The sequence below is a fragment of the Mesorhizobium sp. M0701 genome (assembly GCF_040320365.1).
Classification (GTDB): Bacteria; Pseudomonadota; Alphaproteobacteria; order Rhizobiales; family Rhizobiaceae; genus Mesorhizobium.
The window spans coordinates 48,125-68,857 of the sequence record NZ_JAMYPO010000009.1 but is presented as its reverse complement, the minus strand read 5'-3'; the positions used below and the strand labels follow the sequence as shown (position 1 = coordinate 68,857).

Here is a 20,733-nt window from a genome sequence, read left to right as displayed (position 1 = left end):
ATGCCGCCCCATCTGTCCTTGCCGAGATGGCCAAGGAACCCGCCGCCGATCAGATCGTTTCGCGATAGATCAATCGGACGAGGAGAGACATGCTCGAAATTCTGCATGCTCACAATCGCGGGACACCGAACACGGGCCGGCTCTGCCAGTTCGGGGCTTGGCGCGATGCTGCGTGACGATGCTGCGTGACGTCGATTATGTCCTGCAAAAACTCGACTGGATGCGCGCCGAAGGCATCTGGCCCAACGGCTTGCGATATCTGTGGACCGATGCATTCGGGGTCGTGCTCTACGTCTCGCTTTATGCGGAAACTGGCGAAGAGCGCTGGCTGGGCGAAGCCGAGCGGCTGGTGGCCGATGTCGAGCGTGTGCTCGGCCGCCGGCGCGGACTGAGGATCGGCGAAGCGGCCGATCGCGACGGCCAGTATTTCCACTATCTGGCGATGTGGCTGTTTGCCCTGGCGCGTCTCGGCGATCTGAAGCCGGAATACCGCAAGCGCGGCATTACGCTGGCGCGGGACATTCACCCGGCGTTTGTGGTCCCCGGCCGCGGCGTGATCTGGAAGATGCAGGAGGATTTGAGCGGTCCTTACCCCGGCTACGGCCTCGGCAGCATGGATGCCTATGACGGCTACGTCTCTTACCGAATGCTCGACGACGAGGAACTGGCGCCCGAGATCGCGCAGATGCGTGACCTGATGGTGCGCGATTGGCGCAGCCTCGACATCGACCAGGACCTCGGCCTCGGCATGATGCTGTGGCTCGCCCATTTCTTTCCCGACGAGCCGTGGGCCGAGGCCCAGACGAGGCGTTCGCTGCGAACCCTGGAAACGATGTGGGTCGACCCGCCCGGTTATTTCAGCCGCGCGCCATGGCTGCGCGATACCAAGTTCGCCTTCACCAATTACGGCGTTTCGCTCGGCCTGCAGGCCGCCGGTATCTGGCCGGGGCGTGTCGATAGGCTGAACGCCTTCTTCGAGGACTGGCGCTCCGGCGACGAATACGACCGCGAGGCGATCACCTGGGTGATGGCCTGCACCTCGCATCTTCCCGGTGCTTTTCTGACCCGGGGTGGCGAGAGAACGATTGAAAGCGACGAACCTCGGGAACGTTCCTCTGCCGGCGCGGTTGTCGATGAAAGTGCATCGAAAAGCAAAAGCAAGGAACGCGGTTGAAATGGCCACTCTCTTGGGAAAACCGGGGAGCTGTTGGGTGGCGACGGCCACCTCCACGAACTATCCCCAGCTCGAAGGTTTGGTCCGTGCGGACGCCGTTGTCGTGGGGGCTGGAATCGTCGGGCTGACGACGGCGCTTCGGCTTTGCGAGACGGGCCGGTCGGTGATCGTCTTGGAAGGCTTGCGGACAGGTGGCCAGGTGACCGGCCGCTCGACGGCCAAGATCACCACGCAGCATGCGCTGATCTATCGTCATCTCATTGACAGCGTAGGCCGGGACCTGGCGCGGACCTATGCCGATGCGAATTCCGCCGGCGCCAAACAGATCCGCGATTGGGTTCGCGAGTACGCCATCGCCTGCGATCTCGAGAGCAAGGACGCCTATAGCTACACCTGCAGTGAAAGCCGGCGCGCGGAGATTGCGGCCGAGGCGGAGGCCGCGCGCCAGGTCGGGCTGGAGGCCGAGATCCTCGACCGCGCGCCGCTGCCTTTCGTAACGGCCGCCGCGCTACGGTTCCCCGACCAGGCGCAGTTCAATCCGGCGATGTATCTGGTTGGCCTGGCGGAAGCGGTGACGGCCCGTGGCGGTCGGATCTTCGAAAACAGCCGCGCCACCTCGATCGACGAGGCAAGCCGCTGGCGCGTCGTCACCGATGGCGGCGCCGTTGATGCCGGGCACGTCGTCGTCGCCACCAACATGACGGTGAAGAGCCCCGTCGGCATGGCGAACCGGACGCAACCGCGCTGCCACACCGCCATGGCCTTTCGGATCGACGATCCCCTCCCTGTCGACGGCATGTTCATCGGCATCGACGACCCGACGCATTCCATCCGCACGGGCCGTGATGCCGAAGGGCCACTGCTGGTCACGCTCGGCCCCAAGTTCAACACCGGCTGGGACGGCGACGTGGCCAAGCGGTTTGTCGAACTGGAAAACTGGGCAAGAAAGAACCTTCCGGTCGGCGACGTCGCGTGGCGCTGGTGCAATGAGGACTATGATACGGCCGACAGGATCCCATATGCCGGCGAACCCGATCCCGCCAAGGCCGCCGGCTTCCACATTGCCACGGGCTTCAACGCCTGGGGCATCACCAACGGGACGGCCGTGGGCGCGATGATCGCCGACCTGATCTGCGGCCGCCCGAGCCCATGGCAACAACTCTACGATCCGGCCCGGCCCTATCCTGAGGCCTTCCACAAGAACGGCCGCAGTCAATCGATCGTCTCGAGCACCCACGACATTGCGCCTGGTATGGGCGGCGTGATCGTCAGGGGAGACGAAAAGATTGCGGCGTGGAGAGACACCGAAGGCGCACTCCAGGCGGTTTCGGCGATTTGCACCCACAAGGGCTGCACCGTAACCTGGAACAATGCGGACCACACCTGGGATTGTCCCTGCCACGGCTCGATCTTCGCCGCCGACGGTTCGGTCATCCACGGCCCTGCCCGAAAACCGCTTGCCCAGATTACATTGTGAAGGCGGCGACCGACACGGCCCGCGTCACGCCGGCCGTTCGTAGGTTCCGACCAGCTCCGTCTCCTCCAATGCGTGTTTCTGGGCTTGCTTCCAGACCTGATGCACGCCCGCCTGTCCTGGTACGCTGAGGCTCGGCACATCGAGCGCGGCCAGCAGGAAGTGGTAATGGTGGACGCCGTGCCCTGCAGGCGGCTGCGGACCATCGTAATACGCATTGCCGAAATCGTTGGTGCCTTGCCTGAGTGCCGACGGGCCGGGCTTGCCGTCTTCGGCCTCGGCTAGTCCCCCGGTATCCGGCGGGATGTTGAACACCGCCCAGTGCCCGAAAATCCCGCTTGGTGCATCGGGATCCCGCACGACAAGAACAAGGCTCTTGGTACCATCCGGGACACCGGACCACTTCAGCGGCGGCGAGACGTTCTGGCCGTCACGCGCATATTTTTCGGGAATTCTTCCGCCTGCCCGGAACGCCGGGCTGATAAGGGTGAGTGGCATTGCTATTTCCCCAAGGAGGTTGCGACCGAGAAGCCCGCGCCTGCGCCGTTCACGCCGCTTGCTGAGCTTCGGCGACGCGTCTTATCTCGCCCGGCAGGGATTCCCAGACCTTGTGCATCTGTCCTTCTCCGACGTGATGGGCGAGTACCTTGGACACGACCCTGAATGCATCCTTGGAATCGACCGGGCGGGTAAATTCCAGCTCCGCCTTGATCTTGGCCAGAAACTCGTCGAGCGACCGCATCTTCTCGGGAGCTTTGGAAGGCTGATATTGGTCATAGAAGGCGCCGCGCACCAGGATCGGCAGCTGCGAGCCGAGGTGGGCTGCAAGATCCGGCTGCATACGGTCGCGCAGGGCGTGCAGCACCGCTCCGAGAACGTGCCAGGCGACCTGCCGATCCGGTCCAATCTCGTCCATGATCTCGTCGAGCCAGATGTTCGTGGTCTGCAGTGTCTTGTCGAATACGTCGAGTCCGGTGGCGTTCATCGAGATCCTCCTTCCGTTCAAATCCGACTAGGTGATGTGACCAAACAGCCGTACCTGCCCGTTGTTCCCCCATGCGCATGTCCTGATGCGCATTTATTGTCGGAGGTCCCGTCTGTTGTCGGCCCGTCATGAGGGGATTCGGGCCGGCTTTTTTGCCGCTGTTTTTCGACCACCTTTCTTGGCCGGCACCGGAACATCCTCATGGGTGGACGAGTTTTGTTTGCCGTCGCCGATCACATGGCGACGAGTGATGCAGACACAAAAAACAGGAGAAGAACCATGGCACATCACGATTTGGCGCCCCGGACGCCATCGCGCAGCCTCTACCCATCCGCGCGCGACCCGCTCACGTCATTCCACCGGCAGATTGACCGCCTGTTCGACGACTTCTTCGCGCCGATGGCCGAAGCGACTACGGCCGGCGATCTTTGGCCGAGCGTCGACGTACATGAAACAGACCAAGCCTATAAGGTCACCGCCGAATTGCCGGGGCTCGAGCAGAAGGACGTTGAGCTCAAGCTGCGCGAAAACACCCTCTTTATAACGGGCGAGAAGCGTTCGGAGCACAAGGAAGGCGAAGGCGGCCGCACCTACAGCGAACGCAGTTATGGCCGGTTTCAGCGGACCATCCCGCTGGAAGCGGAGATCGATGCCGACAAGGTGCAGGCCACTTTCAGAAACGGCATTTTGGCTGTCGAGCTTCCGAAGAACCCCGCTGCAAAGGACAAGACACGCCGCATAGAAGTGAAAGCGCGATAGTTGCCAAACTGAAGGCTGCCTGAGCAGGCGGCGTTCAGCCCAGATGGAGAAGAACGGCGAGCACGGCGGCAACCGCCCAGCGAGCGTCTAGCGCCGGGGATCGTCCGTTGCCTCGGAAACGCCTTCGAGAGCGATTTTGGCGGCTTCCTCATCGGTCCGCCCGAGGTCGGCCAGGGCGATGACGCCGACGAGGCGCTTGTCGTGATTGATCACCGGAAGACGACGCACCTGATGCTTGGCCATGATCTTCGCCGCATCGGTGATATCGGCGTCATCGAAGCACCAATAGACATGCTCGGACATGACCTCGCGAACGGTCGTGTTGCCGGCTGAGCGCTCCTCGGCGACGCCGCGCATCACGATGTCGCGGTCTGTCACCATGCCGACCAGCCTGTCATTCTCGCCGACCGGAAGGGCGCCGAGATTGTCGGCCCGCATTTTCCGGGCGGCATCCCTGATTGTCGTGTTCGGGCCGACCAGTTCGGTCCGACGGCTCATGATCTCCTGAACTTGCATGGGATCTTCCTTTCCCTGATTGCTGAGGCAACAAGTCGCCAGACGGACCTGTTGCGACGCATCGCTAGATTGCCAGCTGGCCGGACGAGGCATGTACGGATCACTACTTCGATCTTCCCGATCCGCGCTGAGGCGCGTGCCGGTGCCGGCACCTCGCGATCGAAACTATTCTTGGAACGTCCAGGCAGCGAGCGAGTTCCAAAATGGTACCGGTGCCGCAGCCATCCCACGGAATGTGGACGCAGGCTGGTGAAAAAACATCCGCCGGGAAAACAGATGCACGCGGATTGAAGGTCATGGCTATCATCTTTTCAGATCGCCGCGAGGCCGGGCGGCAACTCGCCGGGGAACTCGTTCGCTTTGCCGGCCGCGACGATGTGATCGTATTGGCGCTGCCCCGAGGCGGCGTGCCGGTCGGCTACGAGGTCGCGCAGGCACTCAAGGCACCGCTCGACGTCTTCGTCGTGCGCAAGCTCGGCGTCCCCGGCCACGAGGAACTGGCCATGGGGGCGATCGCGCCCTCAGGCGTACGTGTCCTGAACGACGAAATCGTCAACGGTCTCGCGATCCCGCCACATGTCATCGACGCGGTCGCTGCAAGGGAGGAAAAAGAGCTTCTGCGCCGCGAGCACCTCTATAGGGACGGGCGACCCCCACCGCAGTTGAATGGACGAACCATTATCCTCGTGGATGACGGGCTTGCGACCGGATCGACCATGCGGGCCGGGATCAAGGCGCTGCGAAAAAACCACGCCGCCCATATTGTCGCGGCCGTTCCCGTCGGTAGCCCCGACACTTGCGACGCGATGCGGGCGGACGCCGACGAGGTCGTTTGCGCGACGACACCAGAGCCGTTGCTGGGTGTCGGGCGCTGGTACGTGGATTTCTCGCAGACGAGCGATGAAGAGGTCCGCGCGCTCCTCGCCAGGTCCGGGCCCAAGCCCGCCGCTTCCGAAGAGGAATTGGCTGGGCGCGCGGGCGCGGGTCCGGCGCCTGGCACCAGATCGACATAGCGGAGATGGATATGGACCGGGATAGCGAGCACGTCGTGCATGTTCCCGCGGGACCTGTCACGCTTGAGGGCAATCTTTCGTTGCCCTCGGATGCTCGTGGCCTTGTGCTCTTTGCCCATGGCAGCGGAAGCAGCCGCCACAGCCCGCGCAACCGCTACGTGGCAGGAAGGCTGAACGAGGCGAACCTCGCCGCCTTCCTCATCGACCTGTTAACGGCCGAAGAGGAGCGGATCGACCAGGTCACGGCCGAGTTGCGCTTCAATATCGGACTGCTCGCCGAGCGGCTGGTCGGCGTCACGGATTGGCTCGGCGCCTCGCCGGAAACATCGGGGTTGCGTCTTGGCTATTTCGGCGCGAGCACGGGCGCCGGTGCCGCCCTGGTGGCGGCGGCCGAGCGGCCCGACCAGGCCGCGGCCGTGGTTTCGCGTGGTGGCCGGCCCGATCTTGCAGCGCACGCCCTGCCGCGCGTCCGGGCGCCGACCTTGCTCGTCGTCGGAGGCGCGGACAAGCAGGTGATCGCGCTCAACCGCTCGGCGCTGGCGGCGCTCCACTGCGAGAAGGAGCTCGCCATCGTCCCTGGCGCGACGCACCTGTTCGAGGAGCCCGGCGCCCTGGACGAAGTCGCGGGCCTGGCGAGCCGATGGTTCTTGCGCCATCTGATTTCGGACAGATCGGCGTCGACGTCCTGACAGCTGGGGCTTGGATCACCAGTCCCGGGATCATTTGCGTCCTCAACGCGTTATGATCCTCATAAGACCGCGCGCAGCTGCAACCCGAATGGCTGTCGCAACCCGTATGAGGGAGAAAGACAATGCCGGACAAGAAAACCATCGAGAAGGCCCGAAAGGACAAGCGCGAGGGCAAATCGCCGAGCACACAGGCCGGCGAGTTCGTGCACGAGGAGATCGATAAAATCCGCCGCGGCGAGCACGGCGCGCGCTCGACCCAGCAGGCCATCGCCATCGGGCTTTCCGAGGCAAGACGCGCAGGCGTAGACCTGCCCCCGCCCAAAAAGGGCAAGGTGAAGGAGAGCACGCGCAAAAGCGCCGAATACGCCTATGAGGCCGGCCAGGGTGAACGCACGCCGAAACGCCGCCCGCGGGTCTCGAAAGCCGTCTCCAAGGTGCTCGAGCACGAGCCGAGGAGTACGGCGTCGCACGAGGCGCTGGCGCAGCAAGCCAAGCGTGCGGCCTCGCGCCGGACGGCTGAGGAGCGCTCGGCCGCTGCCAAGAAGGCCGCCGAGACGAAAGGCGCCAGCGGAAGGAAGGCGGCGGCGCAGAAGGCCGCCAGAACGCGCGCGCACCACGCATAGTTCAAAGACGGCAGTTCGCCTCCTGGAAATCCGATATGGCCCAAGCGACCGGTATCGAGATCTGCCCCGGCAGCGCGGGACAACGCCGCTGCCCAAGGCGAACCTGCATCCGCGGGACAACATCGACTTCGAAATCACCGCTGACGAAACGGTGGCGCTGAACGAGCAATACGCGTCACTCGCGACGCTGCCTGACGCGTGACACCAACCGGAGGTACACGGCGGCAAGGGCAGCGGGAGACCGATCAGGAAAGCGCAGCCTGTTTCTTGAGCATGATGCGTATCGCCCATAACGCGGAGAACTCTGATCATGACCTCAGCTGCCAGCACGACAATGCCGCGAGACACCACTCAGACGAGACATATCGCTTTGCTCGGCGCGCCCTCTAATCTTGGGCTGATGCCGCAGGAGGGTGAGCCGGAGCCCGGCGTGTGGAAGGCGCCGGAGACACTTCAATCGCTTGGTCTCGCCGACCGTTTAGGCGCCGGTCCGTTGCGCTCGGTTCGGGCTCCGTCTTATCGGCCTGAGGTGGATCCTGCGACGGGCGTGCGCAATGCCCAGGCCCTGCGCCAGTATTCCAAGACGCTTGCCGAAGCGGTCGACGAGGAGCTGAACTCGGGAGGGTTCCTGCTCATGCTCGGCGGCGATTGCCGTGTGTTGCTTGGCCCTGCGCTCGCGCTACGGCGTCGTGGCCGCTACGGCCTTATCTTCTTCGATGGGCACACCGATTTCAAATTGCCGGATACCTCGCCGTCAAAGGGAGCCGCGGGCATGGATTTGGCCTTCGTGACCGGCCATGGCCCGACGCTCCTGACCGATTTCGGCGAGCACACTCCTTTGGTCCGTGAGGCCGACGTAGTCGCGTTTGGCTATCGCGATGTGCAGGACCCCGCGACTTACACGTGCAAGGCCGTCTTCGACACCGATGTTCACCGGATGGATTTGGCTGAAGTGCGGCGGCGCGGCTTCGCCGATGCGGCACGCATAGCGCTTGACGCGGTCGCAGGGCAGGACATCGAGGGTGTATTCGTTCACTTCGATGTCGACGTGCTGGACAGCGAGATCATGTCGGCTGTCGATACGCCGGAGGCCGGCGGTGTCTTGCCCGACGAAGCTGTCGAAGCCCTTCGCACATGGTGCAACGATCCACGCGTGATTGGGATGGAGGTGACGATCTATGATCCCGACCGCGATCCGGATCGTCGCTGTGGCGAGCTGCTGATCGACATTCTGGTCGCTTCCCTTCGCGGCCGGTAGACCAATGGGAGTCCTGCACTTGTGCACAAATGCAATCCGCCGGCACGAATGGCCGTCGGTCTGACGGATCGCCGCGCGCACCCATTCTGTGGTGCTACCTCATCGGGAACCGTTCTCAACGAACATGGTTCGGAGTGTGCGACCGAAGCATTCGGCTTCTTCTACCCGGCTATCGCCAAGGAGATTCGCCATGACCGGCAAAACCCGTCCCACCGTCCTGATCACAGGCAGCAGCGGGTTTCTGGGCCAGGCCATCGCTCGCGGCTTGATGGAGCGCTACGACATCATCGGCCTTGATGTTGCCAGACGATCCTTGCCCAGCGTCGAGACGATCGAGATCGACCTTACCTCGGACGCGAGCGTGGCGAAGGCACTGGCCGAGGTGCGCGAGCGGAGCGGCGGCCGCGTTGCCTCGGTGATCCATCTCGCGGCTTATTACGACACGACCGGCGAGGATAATCCGAAATACGGCGCGGTGACCGTCGAGGGAACGCGCCGGCTGCTGAACGCGCTGAGGGGGTTCGAGACGGAGCAGTTCGTGTTTTCGAGCACGCTGCTGGTGCATGCGCCGAGCCCGGCAAAGGGCGCCAGGATCGACGAGCGATCGCCGATCGATCCGGCCTGGGCCTATCCGAGATCGAAGGCCGAGACCGAGACGCTGATCCAGAAGGAGCACGGCGACATCAAGGTTGCGATCCTGCGACTGGCGGGTGTCTATGACGAGGATTGTCACGCGGCCTTCATCGCCCAGCAGATCGCCCGCATTTTCGAGCGCATGCCGACCGCCTATCTTTTCACCGGCGACATCACCACCGGCCAGCCCTACCTGCATCTGGACGATCTCGTCGACGCCGTGGTGCGCACTGTCGACCGGCGCAGCCCGCTTCCCGACGAGACCGTACTGCTGATCGGCGAAGAAGAGACGCCGTCCTACGACGAGATGCAGAAGCAGATCGGGCAGCTCCTGCATGGCGAGACCTGGCGGACCCTGTCCCTGCCGAAAGAGGTGACGAAGCTCGGCGCCTGGATGCAGGAGAAGGTTCTCGACCAGGAGACCGACATCAAACCATGGATGATCGAGAACGCCGACGATCACTACGAGATCGACATCTCCCGCGCCAGGCGCCTGCTTGGCTGGAACCCGCGGCACCGCCTGACCGCTACCTTGCCGGAAATGATCCGGCGGCTGAAGGCGGATCCTACCGACTGGTACAAGAAGAACAAGCTTGAACCGTCGGCGGCCGCCGCTTCCGCGCCCGAGCTCGACCAGGCCGCCGAACGGCTGCAGCGCCCGCTCGAGCGCTCGGACGACGAGGTCGAGGCGGAAACCGAACGCCACCGGGCCGCAACGCTCTGGGCGCCGCTGACCAACGTTGCGATCGGGCTGTTGCTCGTGGCGTCGCCCTTCACGCTCGGCCTGTTCGATCCCGCTTCAGCACCGATTCCGCCGGCGCTCGGACATGAGATCTCCTCGCCGGAGACGCGCGACGGCAGGCTCGGCATCAGTGAGATTGTATCCGGCCTCGCCATCCTGTCGCTGGCGCTCGTCGGCATGCGCCGGCGCTGGCACGGGCTGCAATGGATCACCGCCTCGATCGGGGTTTGGGTGATGTTCGCGCCGCTGCTGTTCTGGACCACCAGCGCCGGAGCCTACGCGACCGACACGTTGGCCGGCATGCTGATCGTCGCGTTCGCGGTGATGATCCCGCCGACGCCGGGTATCAGCCGGCGTGCCCTTGCCGCCGATGACGACCGCCCGCTCGGCTGGAGCTATTCGCCCTCCCTCTTCACCCAGCGCATTCCCATAATCGGCCTCGCCTTTGTCGGCCTGTTCGTCTCGCGCTATCTCGCTGCCTATCAGCTAGGGCACATCGACAGTCTTTGGGATCCGTTCTTCGGCCCGGGCGAAACGCCGGCCGGCAATGGCAGCGAGGCGGTGGTCACCTCCTGGGTCTCCAAGGGTTTTCCGATCGCCGATGCCGGGCTGGGCGCCTTCGCCTATGCGCTGGATATCCTCGCGGGCGCGATCGGCGATCGCCGCCGCTGGCGCACCATGCCGTGGATGGTGCTTTTGTTCGGCTTGCTGGTCGTTCCGCTCGGCGTGGTCAGCGTCGGCTTCATCATCATCCAGCCACCGCTCATCGGAGCGCTGTGCACGCTCTGCATCGTCCAGGCTGCCGTCACCGTCGTCCTCATCCCTTATTCGGTCGACGAGGTGCTGGCGAGCTGCCAGTATCTTTGGCATGCGAAACAAGCGGGAGAGCCGTTCTGGCGCACATTCTGGTGCGGAGGTCCGGCACTTTCGGAGGACCAGACGCCAACGCCGGATCTCGACCGGCCGCTATCGGCAGTGGCGCGGGACTTCGTCACTGGCGGTGTGAATTTCCCCCGGACCCTTGTCGCCAGCACACTCGCCGGCACCCTGCTGATGATCACGCCGCTTGTCTTCGGCACCAGCCCGCCGCTCTACTTCAGTGACCATGTCACCGGCTGTCTGGTCATCATGATCGCCGTTACGGCGATGGCCGAGGTGGCGCGCGCCGTCCGCTTTGTGAACATAGCGCTTGGAGCCTGGATCGCCCTCTCTCCGTTCATGCTCGCCGGCGGCGCGGCGGCGAGCCTCGCCAATCTGGCGATCGGAGCGCTGCTGGTCGGGCTCAGCCTGCCGCGCGGCACGCGCAGCGCTGCGCATTATGGCGGCTGGGACCGGGCCATCGTCTGAGAATGTTCGGCGGCGCAGGACGGTCGGCCAGGTGGCTGCAAAGATTGATCCGCATCAACCTGTCGAACACATCGAGCGGGAAGTCGGCGAAAGGCGCAAAGGCGGCCGTACCCTTCCAACTTGAATTTTCCGCGTATCTGCATTTCACAAGTCGGCAAATAAATTAGGGAGGAATTTCAGCATGATAAAAGGGCAATTCTCTGCGCCGGCATCCTCGCCGCCGGTATGTGGGCCGCGTCGTCATCGGCGTCCGCCGAAAGCCTGACCATGTCTTGCGGCGTTGACGAGGTCTGGTGCCAGCAGACGGCGCGGGCGTTCGAGGAGAAGACCGGCATCACCGTCAATATGACCCGCAAGAGCGCTGGCGAAATCTGTGCGCAATTGCGCGCCGAGGCCGCCAACCCAAAGGGAGACATCTGGTGGGGCGGAGCCGGCGATCCGCATCTGCGGGCAGCCGAGGAGGGCCTGACAGTGGAATACAAATCGCCGCTGCTCATGCGGACCGGTTCTGATCAAAGCTTGAAGGATTGCACGCAGAGCTGGCGGACCTGGGCGAACACGCCGTTGCCGGCGCAAATCACCAGCGCGCCGTTTTCCAGCACCGTCTTTGGGTCGGGCTTGACTATAGTGCCGCCGGCTTCTTCCACCAGCAGCATGCCTGCCAGGCAGTCCCAGGCGTTCATATGCTCTTCGACATAGCCGAGCAGCCTGCCGGCGGCCGCATAGGCGAGCATCAACGCGCCGGATGCGTTACGGAAAAACACGCCGCCCTTTGAAAACAGCAAGCCGATGAGCGTTGCGACGTTCTGAATTTCGACGCGGTTGGAAAAGCCGGTGCCCAACGAGCCGTCGGTCAGGCTGGTGGCCGCGCTTGCCCTGATCGGCTTGCCGTTGAGAAAAGCGCCGCCGCCCTTGCGGCAATGGAACGTTTCGCCGGTAGAGGGCTCGTGGATGACACCCACGACAGTGTCGCCGTCCTTGGCGCAGGCGATGACCACACACCAGGCCGGAATGCCCCGCACGAAATTCGCGGTGCCGTCGATCGGATCTATCACCCAGACATGCCCGCTCGATCCGGTGACCGAGGCATGCTCCTCGCCGACAATTCCATCGGTCGGGTAAGCGGCTTTCATTGCCGCACGGATGAACAGCTCGACCTCGCGGTCAGCCTGCGAGACCATGTCCTGATGACCTTTGCTCTCGATGGCGAGGCTGTCGAGGTCGCGAAAATACTTCAGGCCGAGCGCGCCGGCGCGCCGCGCGAGATCGATGGCGAACTGTTCGCGCGTTGCTGTGTCGGGTGTCATGAGATCCTTGGGATGGCGAATGTGATCTGAGGAAAATACCCCAGCCAAAGAAGCTTAGCGGTGAAGCTAAGAGCGTGCAAATGACGAGCCCTGCCTTTTGCGGGGCGGCCCCGAGGCCGACCGGTCTTCCATGCGCCCGACAGCGACAGTCGCGCTCATACGGGTCCGGTCATGTCGCCTTCGATATAGATGATCTGGCCGGTCATGAAGCTCGACGCGTCGGAAACCAGGAAGATCGCGGCACCGCCCAGTTCATCGACCTCGCCCACCTTGCCAGCGGCCGACCAATGCCACGGCTGAGATTGCCGGCGATAAACGCCTATCCCCGCCAGACATCTTCGCGGCGCAGATCGTCCATCGCGCGCGAAATGCCTTTGCGCAGGATCGACACCATATCGTCGATCTACTGGCGCTTGATGATTAATGGCGGCGACATCACGCACATGTTGATCAGTAGCCGGACCAACAGGCCGAGCTCGTGGCAATGCGCGTCGATGCCAGTCGGCACCTCGATCCGCCTCGCTTATGACCCTGAGGCTCTGCTGGCGATAACCTGAATAATTTTTTGCGCAGCAGTGCGACCGGCGACGATCGCGCCCTCGACATAGCCCGGAAATGACGGCGACAGCTCCGACGAGGCAAAATGCACCGGCGGGGCGCCCGCCCGGATAATGCATTCGGCATCCGTTGCCGCCGCATCGACGATCGAATCGCTGTAACCGCCGCCGCTCCAGTGATCCTCGGTCCAGTCGCGATAGCTGAGAGCGGTGACGCCGGCCGCCTCGATACCGAGCGCATCTTGCAGCTTTGATGTCACCGTAGCGCGTAGCGCCGCGCTGTCCATATCCCGCCAGCGCTGCGCCAGCGGCCCGCCGATGAAGACGACAAGTGCTGCATGATCCTCGTCCTTGCTGGCATCGCAGGCAAAAAGTCCGTGCGGCTCCCGCCACATCAGCATGCCGCTCAAGCCCCTGTCGCGCCAGAAAGCCTTGGGATAGCGCACAAGCATTTTGATAACTGCGCCGCTTTCCCAGACGCCGAGGGCTCTCTCCAGCGCAGCCGGCAGCGGTGGCACGAAATCGACTCTCGAGGCCATCATCGGCGGTAGCGCGACCAGTACCGCTCGTGCCTCGGTCACGCCGGCAGGCGAAACGACGCGAACCCCTCCCGGGCCGTGCTCAATAGCCTCGACGGCTGTATTCAGCCGCAGTCGATCGCCGAGATCCCGCGCAAGATCATCTGCCAGCGAATGCATGGTTTCGCCCACGAAATACTGCAGCTCCGACACCTCGTTGGTGATGCGGCGATCATTGTCGATCAAGTACCACAGCGGCAGCCTTTCCATTGCCAGGCACCACAGGCCCTCGATCATCGACCGAAAGGCGGCCTTGGCATCGTCGGGATCGTTCTGGCGATCGAGCCATGCCGCGACTGTCAAGCCGGCGATGGCCGGGTCGGTCGGTGCGATCGCGTTCATCCGCTCGCGCATTCGCATCGCGGTGCCGTAAGTGCGCCCGGCTTGCGCCTCGCTCATTCGCGGCTGCGTGACGAATTCGCCTGCGACATGGGTCTCGACCAATGTCTTGCCGCGCGCTCGCACCAGCGCCATTAATTCCGGCATGTCTTCGCACAAGAACTGGCCGCCGCTGTCGATCCGCTCGCCGAGCCCGTTCTGCACGGCTTCGACGCGGCCGCCGACACGGTCGCGGGCTTCGAGCAGCACGACATCGATGCCGGCGTGGTTCAATTCACGCGCGGCCGACAGGCCGGTGAAGCCGGCGCCGACGATGGCCACATCGGCTCGTTCGATCTTGAACTTCATTGGCCGGCCTTGATCTTCTCGAATGTCAGGGGCCGGATCATTGTCTTCATTGCTGGTCCACCCTCTTTTTGATGGTTCATGCCGGCCTGGCACCGCGGGCTGCTGAGTTCGGATAGTGCTTGGGGAATGCCGCAGACAGGAACTCGTTCGCGGCCTGCAGCGCCGTCTCGCGTGTGGCGTCCTCGGTGCCCATCATCAAATGCAGCCACAGACCATCCAGCATGGCGCTGAGCGCCAGCGCCATGACTTGGGGCTCATAGGCATAGAAGCCGCTCTGCTTGAGCGCCGCGCAAAGATCGATGAATATGTTCTGGTAGACGGCATCACGTGCGCTGCTCAGCGCCTGATATTTCGGTCGCGATTTGGCCTCGCCCCAGAAGGCACACCAAGCAGCCAGCTTGCGCTTGTTGCAGATCGAGCGGTTGAAATCGGCTGCCACCAATGCCTGCAGCTGGCGGGCGGGATCATCGCCGGCCCTTTGCAAGGCGCTGCGCCAATGCGCCGAATACTCGTCATGCATGTATTGCAAAGTGGCGACGAGCAGCTTCTCCTTGCTCTCGAAATGGAAATTGACGATGCCGCGCGACAGGCCGGCGCCGTCGGCGACGTCGGCCATAGTCGTTTCCGAATAGCCGCGCTTGGCCAATGAATCGATAGTCGCTTCGATCAGTTGAACCTGCCTTGTCTCTTTCGACGCTTTGCGGCCGCGCTTTTCGGAATCGCTTTTTCGCGCCGGTTCGAGGAGGGCTTCGCGCGCCTCTGTTGTCTTCATCGGGGTGATGGTCTCCAGCATCGCCGGCTAGCCGACCGGCATCGGCCGCGAAGATCAGTGGGACGGTGTTTGCCACTGTCAAGCACCTTCTGCATGGCTGCCCATATTCGAATGTTCTCGTCGAGATTGCATCCTTGGAGAAAACGTCGTCGAAGGCACCGTCGGCGAAGGGCAGCAGTCCCGGCGATGCAAACCAGATCAGCGCCGCCGAGCCCGCCTGCAGCGGACCTTGGCTCGAGATCCACGCCAGGCGCGAGCTGCAATATCAAAAGCTGCTGAAGCGTGCCAAACTGGTGCCGCGGCTGGTCGTCAGGCTCGGCCGCCGCACTGCCAATCCGCCTGCGGATTTCTAAATATGGCCGACGACACCGACAGTCCCAAACTCGACGCCGAAGCCGCCGAACAGTGGCAGCTGATCAACACACCGCTCGGCGAAAAATGGTCGGGCCGCACCCGCTATGCTGCGGCCATGTTCTTCTACAAACGCGGTGAGATGAGCGCTGAAACGCTGGAGGCCTACCGTATTTGTGCCAGGCTGGATTCGACCGATCCGCTGCCGATCATCCGCGACCGCGGCATTGGCCCGGACTGGCTTAAACGCATGGGTTTCGAATAGTCGGCCTCCAAATCGCATTCCGGTCAAGCCGGCATCACCCGCTTAGCCGATGGTCTTTTCCAGCATGCCGAGCCAGTTGCGATAGGCGATCTTCTCGATCAGCGCGCGCCCGAAGCCGCGAGCCGCGAAAGCGTCGAGCAATCTTGGCAGGCCGGCAACGTCGCCTATCACGGCCGGGATCATGGCGCCGTCGAAATCCGAGCCCAGGCCGACGCCGTCTTCGCCCAGCGCCTGCAGCAGCGAATCGACATGGCGCACCATGATGTCGAGACTGGTGTCGGCGTTCATCCTGCCGTCCTCACGCAGGAACCCGGTGGCGAAATTCAGCCCGACCATGCCGCCGGAGTCGCGGATCGCGCCGAGCTGCCATTCGGTGAGGTTGCGCGAATGGCCGCAGATCGCGTGCACGTTGGAATGGGTCGCGACCAGCGGTGCGTCGCTGATCTCGACGACGTCGCGGAAACCTTTTTCGTTGAGATGCGAAAGATCGATCATGATCTTCAGCTGGTTGCAGGCTTTCACCAGCGCCTTGCCGGCATCGGTCAGCCCCGGCCCTGTATCGGGCGACGACGGGAAACGGAACGGCACGCCGTGGCCGAAGGCATTGGGACGGCTCCAGACGATACCGAGCGAGCGCAGGCCGGCTGCGTGGAGGACATCGAGCAGGGTGAGCTCAGGGTCGATCGCCTCGACCCCTTCGATGTGGAAGACCGCCGCGATCGAGCCTTGCGCCATCGCCTTCCTCACATCGCCGGCGCTGCGGCAGACAGTGAGCGCCGAAGCCCGCTCCAGCCTGAACAGGATCGAGGCCATCGCTATGGTGGAGTTGAGCGCATCGGCGCGCGGAACCTCGGGCGGCAAGGGCTCGCTGTCGCTCGGCGCCAGCGGCACCGCGCCGCGCTTGGATTTCTCGACAGGCGGCGGGAAGATCGCGAACATGCCGCCGGCAAATCCGCCTTTCTTCGCGCGCGGCAGGTCGATATGGCCACTCGGCGTCCCCTCGACGAACAGCTTTTCGACGTCCGCATCCTTCGACTGGTAGAGCCTGAGCAGCGTGTCGTTGTGGCCGTCGAAGACGGGAACGAGATCGGATTCGGTCATGGAGGGCCATTCGGTTGAAGTGGTCGGGCCGCGGACGGCGAGCCGGTTGTTGCCAATACTTAGGCAAGACGGGCGCTCTGCGCAAATCCCGCATGTTTGCCTTAGGTTTGTACGCCGCCAATGGTCGAAGGGGCACGCGGTAAAGCCGCGCACCCTTTCTCCTGTCATTCATCGAGGGGCTGTCTCTATTACCGCTTCAGCACGTCCGCCCATTCCGGATGGCGGCGGAACTGAGCATTGGCGAACGGGCAAAGCGGGATGATCGTCTTGCCCGCCGCACGTGCATCCTCGACGGCACGGGTGACGAGGCGAAGTCCCGCGCCCTGGCCGCGAAATGCATCCGGCACTTCGGTATGGTCGATGATGATCTGGTGCTCGCCGACCTTGGTGAAGGTCATCTCCGCCTCGGCGCCGCTCGGCCCACGCAGGAAGTAGCGGCCCTTCGAGCCGCGGTCCTCCAGCTCGATCTCCGGCAATAGGTCAGACATGGCTTGCGGTCCTTTCATCCGGCGCTACGGCGAACAACTGCCGCGCCGCCTCGATCTCGCTCGGCCGCACCTCATGGCCGCCGTCATGCCACTCGACTGTGACATCGGCACCATCGGCGCGCAAATAGGCTTCGAGCCGCGCCGTCAAATCAGGCGGACAGATCGGGTCTCGCCTGCCGGCGGTGACCAGGATGCGGCTGCCGTCAAGGCTGCCCTTGACCTCCGGCTCGAACGGGATCAGCGGATGCATCAGCACCGTTGCGTCGAACAGCGAGGGTTCGGCAAACAGCACCGAGGCCAGGATGTTGGCGCCGTTGGAATAACCGAGGCCTAGCACCAAAGATGGCTTTGCCGCCTCGACATGTGCCTTGACGAAGCCGGCCATCTTGTCCGTCGCTCGCGTGAGATCGCCCATGTCGTAAACGCCCTCGCCGGTACGGCGAAAGAAGCGTGCGGCGCCTTGTTCCGAGACATCGCCGCGCGGGCCGACGATCGTCGCTTGCGGCGCAAGATCGCGCCCAAGCGACAGAAGCTGATCCTCGTCGCCGCCAGTGCCATGGAAGACGAAGAGCAACGGTCCGCCCAGCGAACCGGGCAGCACCTTGTGAATATACGAATCCTTGCTCATAACCCTGCCCTCAGTCTTCCAGTTTCTGCAGATGCTGCTCGAGATAGGGCCGCAAATGCTGGTGTTGCGACGGCAGTTTCAGCGCCTCGCCGAGATGGGCGGTATCCTCGTCGCGGTCGAAGCCCGGCTCGTTGGTGGCGACTTCGAACAGCACGCCCCCCGGTGTGCGGAAGTAGATCGCCCAGAAATAATCGCGGTCGATCACCGGCGTCACCTGATAACCTGTATCGAGGAGTGCCTTGCGCACTTCGAGCTGCTTGGCGCGGTTCTCGACGGCGAAAGCAACATGGTGGACCGAGCCGGCGCCGAGATTGGCGAAGCCGGCCCCTGGCAGCGATTCGATATCGACGACGTCGGCGCCGTTGCCGTTCTTCACCGCCAGCCGCCTGATGTTGCCGGACTTGTCGACCTCCTCATAACCCATGAATTTCAGCAGCTCTTCGGTGGCGCCGCCATCTTTCAGCCTGAGCGACACCGAGTGAAAGCCGCGGATCGCCACGTCGGTGGGAATGCCACCCTTGGCCCATGGCGCACGGTTGTCCGCTCTGTCTTCGACCAGCGCAAACCCGTCGCCGTCGGGACCGGCGAACGCAAGACGCTTCTCGCCGAACGTCTCCTCATGGGACAGCCCGGTGACACCTTGCTCGGCAAACCGTTTCTCCCAATAGCCGAGCGTGCCCTCGGGCACCGAGTAAGCGGTGTTGCCGACTTCGCCGACTCCATGGCGGCCCTTGCCGATGTTCGGGAACGGGAAGTAGGTCATCACCGAGCCGGGTGTGCCGACCTCGTCGCCGTAATAGAGGTGGTAGACGTCGGGTGCGTCGAAATTGACGGTTTTCTTGACCCGCCGCAGGCCGAGCGTCCCGGTGAAGAATTCATTGTTCTGGCGCGCATCGCTGGCCATCGAGGTGACGTGATGCAGGCCCTTGACCTGGTCGAGCATGTCTGTTGCTCCTTCCCTTGTGCTGGTGCGGCCCTTGCCGCTGTCCACGCAAATATGAGCATCCGCCTCCTGGCCGCAAAGGCGGCAAACACAGAATGGACTGTGCTGTTAAAGTGAACGACGAAGCAGGTTTTGTTCACCATTCGGCAAACTGGACCGGCTTGCATACTCGCCGAAATTGCGCTCCATGAGCGACGCATGTAGCCAGCGTGAGGATACAGCGGTTGAGTGGAAAACGCCCCAACATTCTCCTGATCACCTGCGACCAATGGCGGGGCGACTGCCTGTCAGCTGCTGGGCACAAGGTGGTAAGGACGCCGAATGCCGACGCGCTGGCTGCCGAGGGCGTTTTGTTCCAGAAGCACTATGGCGGCGCCGCACCTTGCTCACCGGCACGCGCCTGCCTCTACACCGGCCTTTACCAGATGAACAATCGTGTCTGCCGCAACGGCACACCGCTCGACGCCCGGCACGGCAATATAGCGCTCTGGGCGCGCGCCCTCGGCTATGATCCGACGCTGTTCGGCTATACCGACACGGCGCGCGACCCGCGCACGCTGGCGCCTGGCGACCCGCAGCTGAAAAGCTATGAAGGCGTGCTGTCCGGCTTCACCGTGCGCCAGCTTCTGCCTGAGCACCAGAAGCCCTGGCTGTCATGGCTCAAGGCGCGCGGCGTCGATGCCGGTGCCGGCTCCCCCGCCATTCACCGCCCGGCGGGCGAAATCCTGGAAAACGACGGCGCGATCAGCAACGGTCCGCCAATCTATTCGAAGGACGAGACGCCGTCGGCCTTCCTGGCCGGCGAATTCATCCGCTGGCTCGGCGAGCAGGAGCGCGATGCCCCGTGGTTCGCGCATCTTTCCTTCATCAGCCCCCACCCGCCCTTCATCGTGCCGGCGCCTTATAATGCCATGTACGATCCGGCCATCGGTCCAGCTTTTGACCGCGCGGAAAGCTGGCAGGCCGAAGCAGCAAGCCACCCTTATCTCGCCTATGAACTTGACCGGCAGGAACGGTCGAAATTCCGTCCCGGCTCGGAGGGCAAGGTGCGCGACTGGGGCGACGATAATTTTCGCCGCATCCGGGCGCTCTATTACGGCATGATCTCGGAGGTCGACGCGCAGCTTGGTCGCGTCTGGCAAGCGGTCAAGGCGGCCGATGCATGGGACGACACCGTCATCGTGCTGACCTCCGACCACGCCGAGATGATGGGCGACCATTTCATGCTGGGCAAGGGCGGCTTCTTCGACTGCAGCTTCCATATTCCGCTGATCATTCGCGATCCGCGCCGCCGCAAGGCTGCCGGCAGCAGCGTCGACCGCTTCACCGAGGCGGTGGATTTGGCGCCGACCTTGCTTGAGCTCACTGGGCTCGAGCTCACTGGCGGCGAAGTGCTGCCGCATCTCGACGGCCGCTCGCTGGCGCCTTTCCTGGACGCAACGGAGCCGGACAATTGGCGCGATGCGGCGCATTGGGAGTTCGATTTCCGCTCGATCGCGGATGGTGATGCCGAACGGTATTTCGGCGTCGGTCCGCGTCAGTGCAATCTCGCCGTCGTTCGCACGCAAAAATTCAAATATGTGCATTTCGGCGGAGGCCTGCCGCCCTTGCTCTTCGACCTGGAGAAGGATGCGCGCGAGTTGACCAATGTCGCTGACGACCCAGCCTATCTGCTGGCACGGCTGGAATTTGCCGAGAAGTTGCTCGCCTGGCGGGCCGAGCATCTCGACCAGTCTTTGGCGCTCGCCGAATTGACGGACAATGGCGTTGCCGGCCATGTCGCCGGCTTCCCCTCGAGATAAGCAAAGCCCCCGCCGTTGCCGGCGCGGGCTTCTCTGTCGGC

General features: G+C 63.5%; 22 protein-coding genes and 1 pseudogene. 11 read left to right on the top strand and 12 right to left on the bottom strand.

Annotated elements, in window-relative coordinates; genetic code table 11:
- Nucleotides 1-178 precede the first annotated feature (178 nt).
- Nucleotides 179-1,174, top strand: coding sequence for a hypothetical protein (locus tag NKI24_RS11555; RefSeq protein ID WP_352451216.1), 996 nt, complete (start codon nt 179-181; stop codon nt 1,172-1,174).
- 1 nt (nt 1,175) lies between these two features.
- Nucleotides 1,176-2,651: an FAD-dependent oxidoreductase gene (locus NKI24_RS11550; protein WP_352745302.1), complete on the top strand. Its 1,476-nt coding sequence runs from the start codon at nt 1,176-1,178 to the stop codon at nt 2,649-2,651.
- A gap of 24 nt (nt 2,652-2,675) precedes the next feature.
- On the opposite strand, the gene NKI24_RS11545 is transcribed toward NKI24_RS11550, so the two are convergent.
- Both NKI24_RS11545 and NKI24_RS11540 read right to left on the bottom strand, forming a co-directional pair.
- A complete protein-coding gene (locus NKI24_RS11545; protein ID WP_352451172.1) occupies nt 2,676-3,146 on the bottom strand; it encodes a YbhB/YbcL family Raf kinase inhibitor-like protein in 471 nt (156 codons plus the stop codon).
- A 49-nt stretch (nt 3,147-3,195) separates the two neighbouring features.
- On the bottom strand, nt 3,196-3,633 hold the full coding sequence (locus tag NKI24_RS11540) for a DUF2267 domain-containing protein (protein WP_023677864.1): 438 nt from the start codon (nt 3,631-3,633) through the stop codon (nt 3,196-3,198).
- 201 nt (nt 3,634-3,834) lie between these two features.
- Here NKI24_RS11540 and NKI24_RS11535 point away from each other — a divergent pair, with 201 nt between their 5' ends.
- On the top strand, nt 3,835-4,392 hold the full coding sequence (locus tag NKI24_RS11535; RefSeq protein WP_352745299.1) for an Hsp20/alpha crystallin family protein: 558 nt from the start codon (nt 3,835-3,837) through the stop codon (nt 4,390-4,392).
- A gap of 87 nt (nt 4,393-4,479) precedes the next feature.
- Here the strand turns inward: NKI24_RS11535 and NKI24_RS11530 are convergent, their stop codons facing one another.
- Nucleotides 4,480-4,908: a CBS domain-containing protein gene (locus tag NKI24_RS11530; RefSeq protein WP_023677862.1), complete on the bottom strand. Its 429-nt coding sequence runs from the start codon at nt 4,906-4,908 to the stop codon at nt 4,480-4,482.
- Between the two features lie 296 nt (nt 4,909-5,204).
- Here NKI24_RS11530 and NKI24_RS11525 point away from each other — a divergent pair, with 296 nt between their 5' ends.
- From NKI24_RS11525 to NKI24_RS11505, 5 genes are all read left to right on the top strand, one after another.
- Nucleotides 5,205-5,921, top strand: a complete 717-nt coding sequence (locus tag NKI24_RS11525; protein ID WP_352471473.1) for a phosphoribosyltransferase — start codon at nt 5,205-5,207, stop codon at nt 5,919-5,921.
- A gap of 11 nt (nt 5,922-5,932) precedes the next feature.
- Nucleotides 5,933-6,610, top strand: a complete 678-nt coding sequence (locus tag NKI24_RS11520; RefSeq protein WP_352451169.1) for a dienelactone hydrolase family protein — start codon at nt 5,933-5,935, stop codon at nt 6,608-6,610.
- A 122-nt stretch (nt 6,611-6,732) separates the two neighbouring features.
- Nucleotides 6,733-7,233 (top strand): DUF6496 domain-containing protein, encoded by a 501-nt coding sequence (locus NKI24_RS11515; RefSeq protein ID WP_352451168.1) that lies wholly within the window; start codon nt 6,733-6,735, stop codon nt 7,231-7,233.
- A gap of 310 nt (nt 7,234-7,543) precedes the next feature.
- Nucleotides 7,544-8,491, top strand: coding sequence for an arginase family protein (locus NKI24_RS11510; RefSeq protein ID WP_352745296.1), 948 nt, complete (start codon nt 7,544-7,546; stop codon nt 8,489-8,491).
- A gap of 190 nt (nt 8,492-8,681) precedes the next feature.
- Nucleotides 8,682-11,213, top strand: coding sequence for an NAD-dependent epimerase/dehydratase family protein (locus NKI24_RS11505; protein WP_352451166.1), 2,532 nt, complete (start codon nt 8,682-8,684; stop codon nt 11,211-11,213).
- Between the two features lie 512 nt (nt 11,214-11,725).
- Here NKI24_RS11505 and NKI24_RS11500 read toward each other — a convergent pair.
- The 5 genes and pseudogenes from NKI24_RS11500 to betI form a co-directional block, all read right to left on the bottom strand.
- Nucleotides 11,726-12,520: an inositol monophosphatase family protein gene (locus NKI24_RS11500; RefSeq protein WP_352451165.1), complete on the bottom strand. Its 795-nt coding sequence runs from the start codon at nt 12,518-12,520 to the stop codon at nt 11,726-11,728.
- A gap of 155 nt (nt 12,521-12,675) precedes the next feature.
- The gene (locus NKI24_RS11495; RefSeq protein WP_502901445.1) at nt 12,676-12,789 is read right to left on the bottom strand and encodes an SDR family oxidoreductase; all 114 of its coding nucleotides are present in this window, start codon (nt 12,787-12,789) and stop codon (nt 12,676-12,678) included.
- Between the two features lie 50 nt (nt 12,790-12,839).
- A pseudogene (locus tag NKI24_RS11490) lies at nt 12,840-13,031 on the bottom strand (aspartate aminotransferase family protein); the annotation flags it as partial.
- Between the two features lie 12 nt (nt 13,032-13,043).
- Nucleotides 13,044-14,342 carry a flavin monoamine oxidase family protein gene (locus NKI24_RS11485; protein ID WP_352451164.1) on the bottom strand — a complete coding sequence of 433 codons (1,299 nt, stop codon included), beginning with the start codon at nt 14,340-14,342 and terminating at the stop codon, nt 13,044-13,046.
- A gap of 76 nt (nt 14,343-14,418) precedes the next feature.
- A complete protein-coding gene (gene betI, locus NKI24_RS11480) occupies nt 14,419-15,135 on the bottom strand; it encodes a transcriptional regulator BetI (RefSeq protein WP_502895733.1) in 717 nt (238 codons plus the stop codon).
- Between the two features lie 113 nt (nt 15,136-15,248).
- Here betI and NKI24_RS11475 point away from each other — a divergent pair, with 113 nt between their 5' ends.
- Nucleotides 15,249-15,467, top strand: coding sequence for a hypothetical protein (locus NKI24_RS11475; RefSeq protein WP_352451221.1), 219 nt, complete (start codon nt 15,249-15,251; stop codon nt 15,465-15,467).
- Between the two features lie 2 nt (nt 15,468-15,469).
- A complete protein-coding gene (locus NKI24_RS11470; protein WP_352451162.1) occupies nt 15,470-15,730 on the top strand; it encodes a hypothetical protein in 261 nt (86 codons plus the stop codon).
- A gap of 42 nt (nt 15,731-15,772) precedes the next feature.
- On the opposite strand, the gene NKI24_RS11465 is transcribed toward NKI24_RS11470, so the two are convergent.
- From NKI24_RS11465 to NKI24_RS11450, 4 genes are all read right to left on the bottom strand, one after another.
- The gene (locus tag NKI24_RS11465; protein WP_352451161.1) at nt 15,773-16,831 is read right to left on the bottom strand and encodes a dipeptidase; all 1,059 of its coding nucleotides are present in this window, start codon (nt 16,829-16,831) and stop codon (nt 15,773-15,775) included.
- 188 nt (nt 16,832-17,019) lie between these two features.
- Nucleotides 17,020-17,319: a GNAT family N-acetyltransferase gene (locus NKI24_RS11460; protein ID WP_352451160.1), complete on the bottom strand. Its 300-nt coding sequence runs from the start codon at nt 17,317-17,319 to the stop codon at nt 17,020-17,022.
- Entirely contained in the window at nt 17,312-17,947 is a 636-nt protein-coding gene (locus NKI24_RS11455) for an alpha/beta hydrolase (RefSeq protein ID WP_352451159.1), read from the bottom strand. The genes NKI24_RS11460 and NKI24_RS11455 overlap by 8 nt, the downstream gene beginning before the upstream one ends.
- A gap of 10 nt (nt 17,948-17,957) precedes the next feature.
- Nucleotides 17,958-18,890 (bottom strand): VOC family protein, encoded by a 933-nt coding sequence (locus tag NKI24_RS11450; protein WP_352451158.1) that lies wholly within the window; start codon nt 18,888-18,890, stop codon nt 17,958-17,960.
- Nucleotides 18,891-19,114: 224 nt separating this feature from the next.
- On the opposite strand from NKI24_RS11450, the gene NKI24_RS11445 reads away from it, so the two are divergent.
- On the top strand, nt 19,115-20,692 hold the full coding sequence (locus NKI24_RS11445; protein WP_352451157.1) for an alkaline phosphatase family protein: 1,578 nt from the start codon (nt 19,115-19,117) through the stop codon (nt 20,690-20,692).
- The last annotated feature ends 41 nt before the right edge of the window (nt 20,693-20,733 follow it).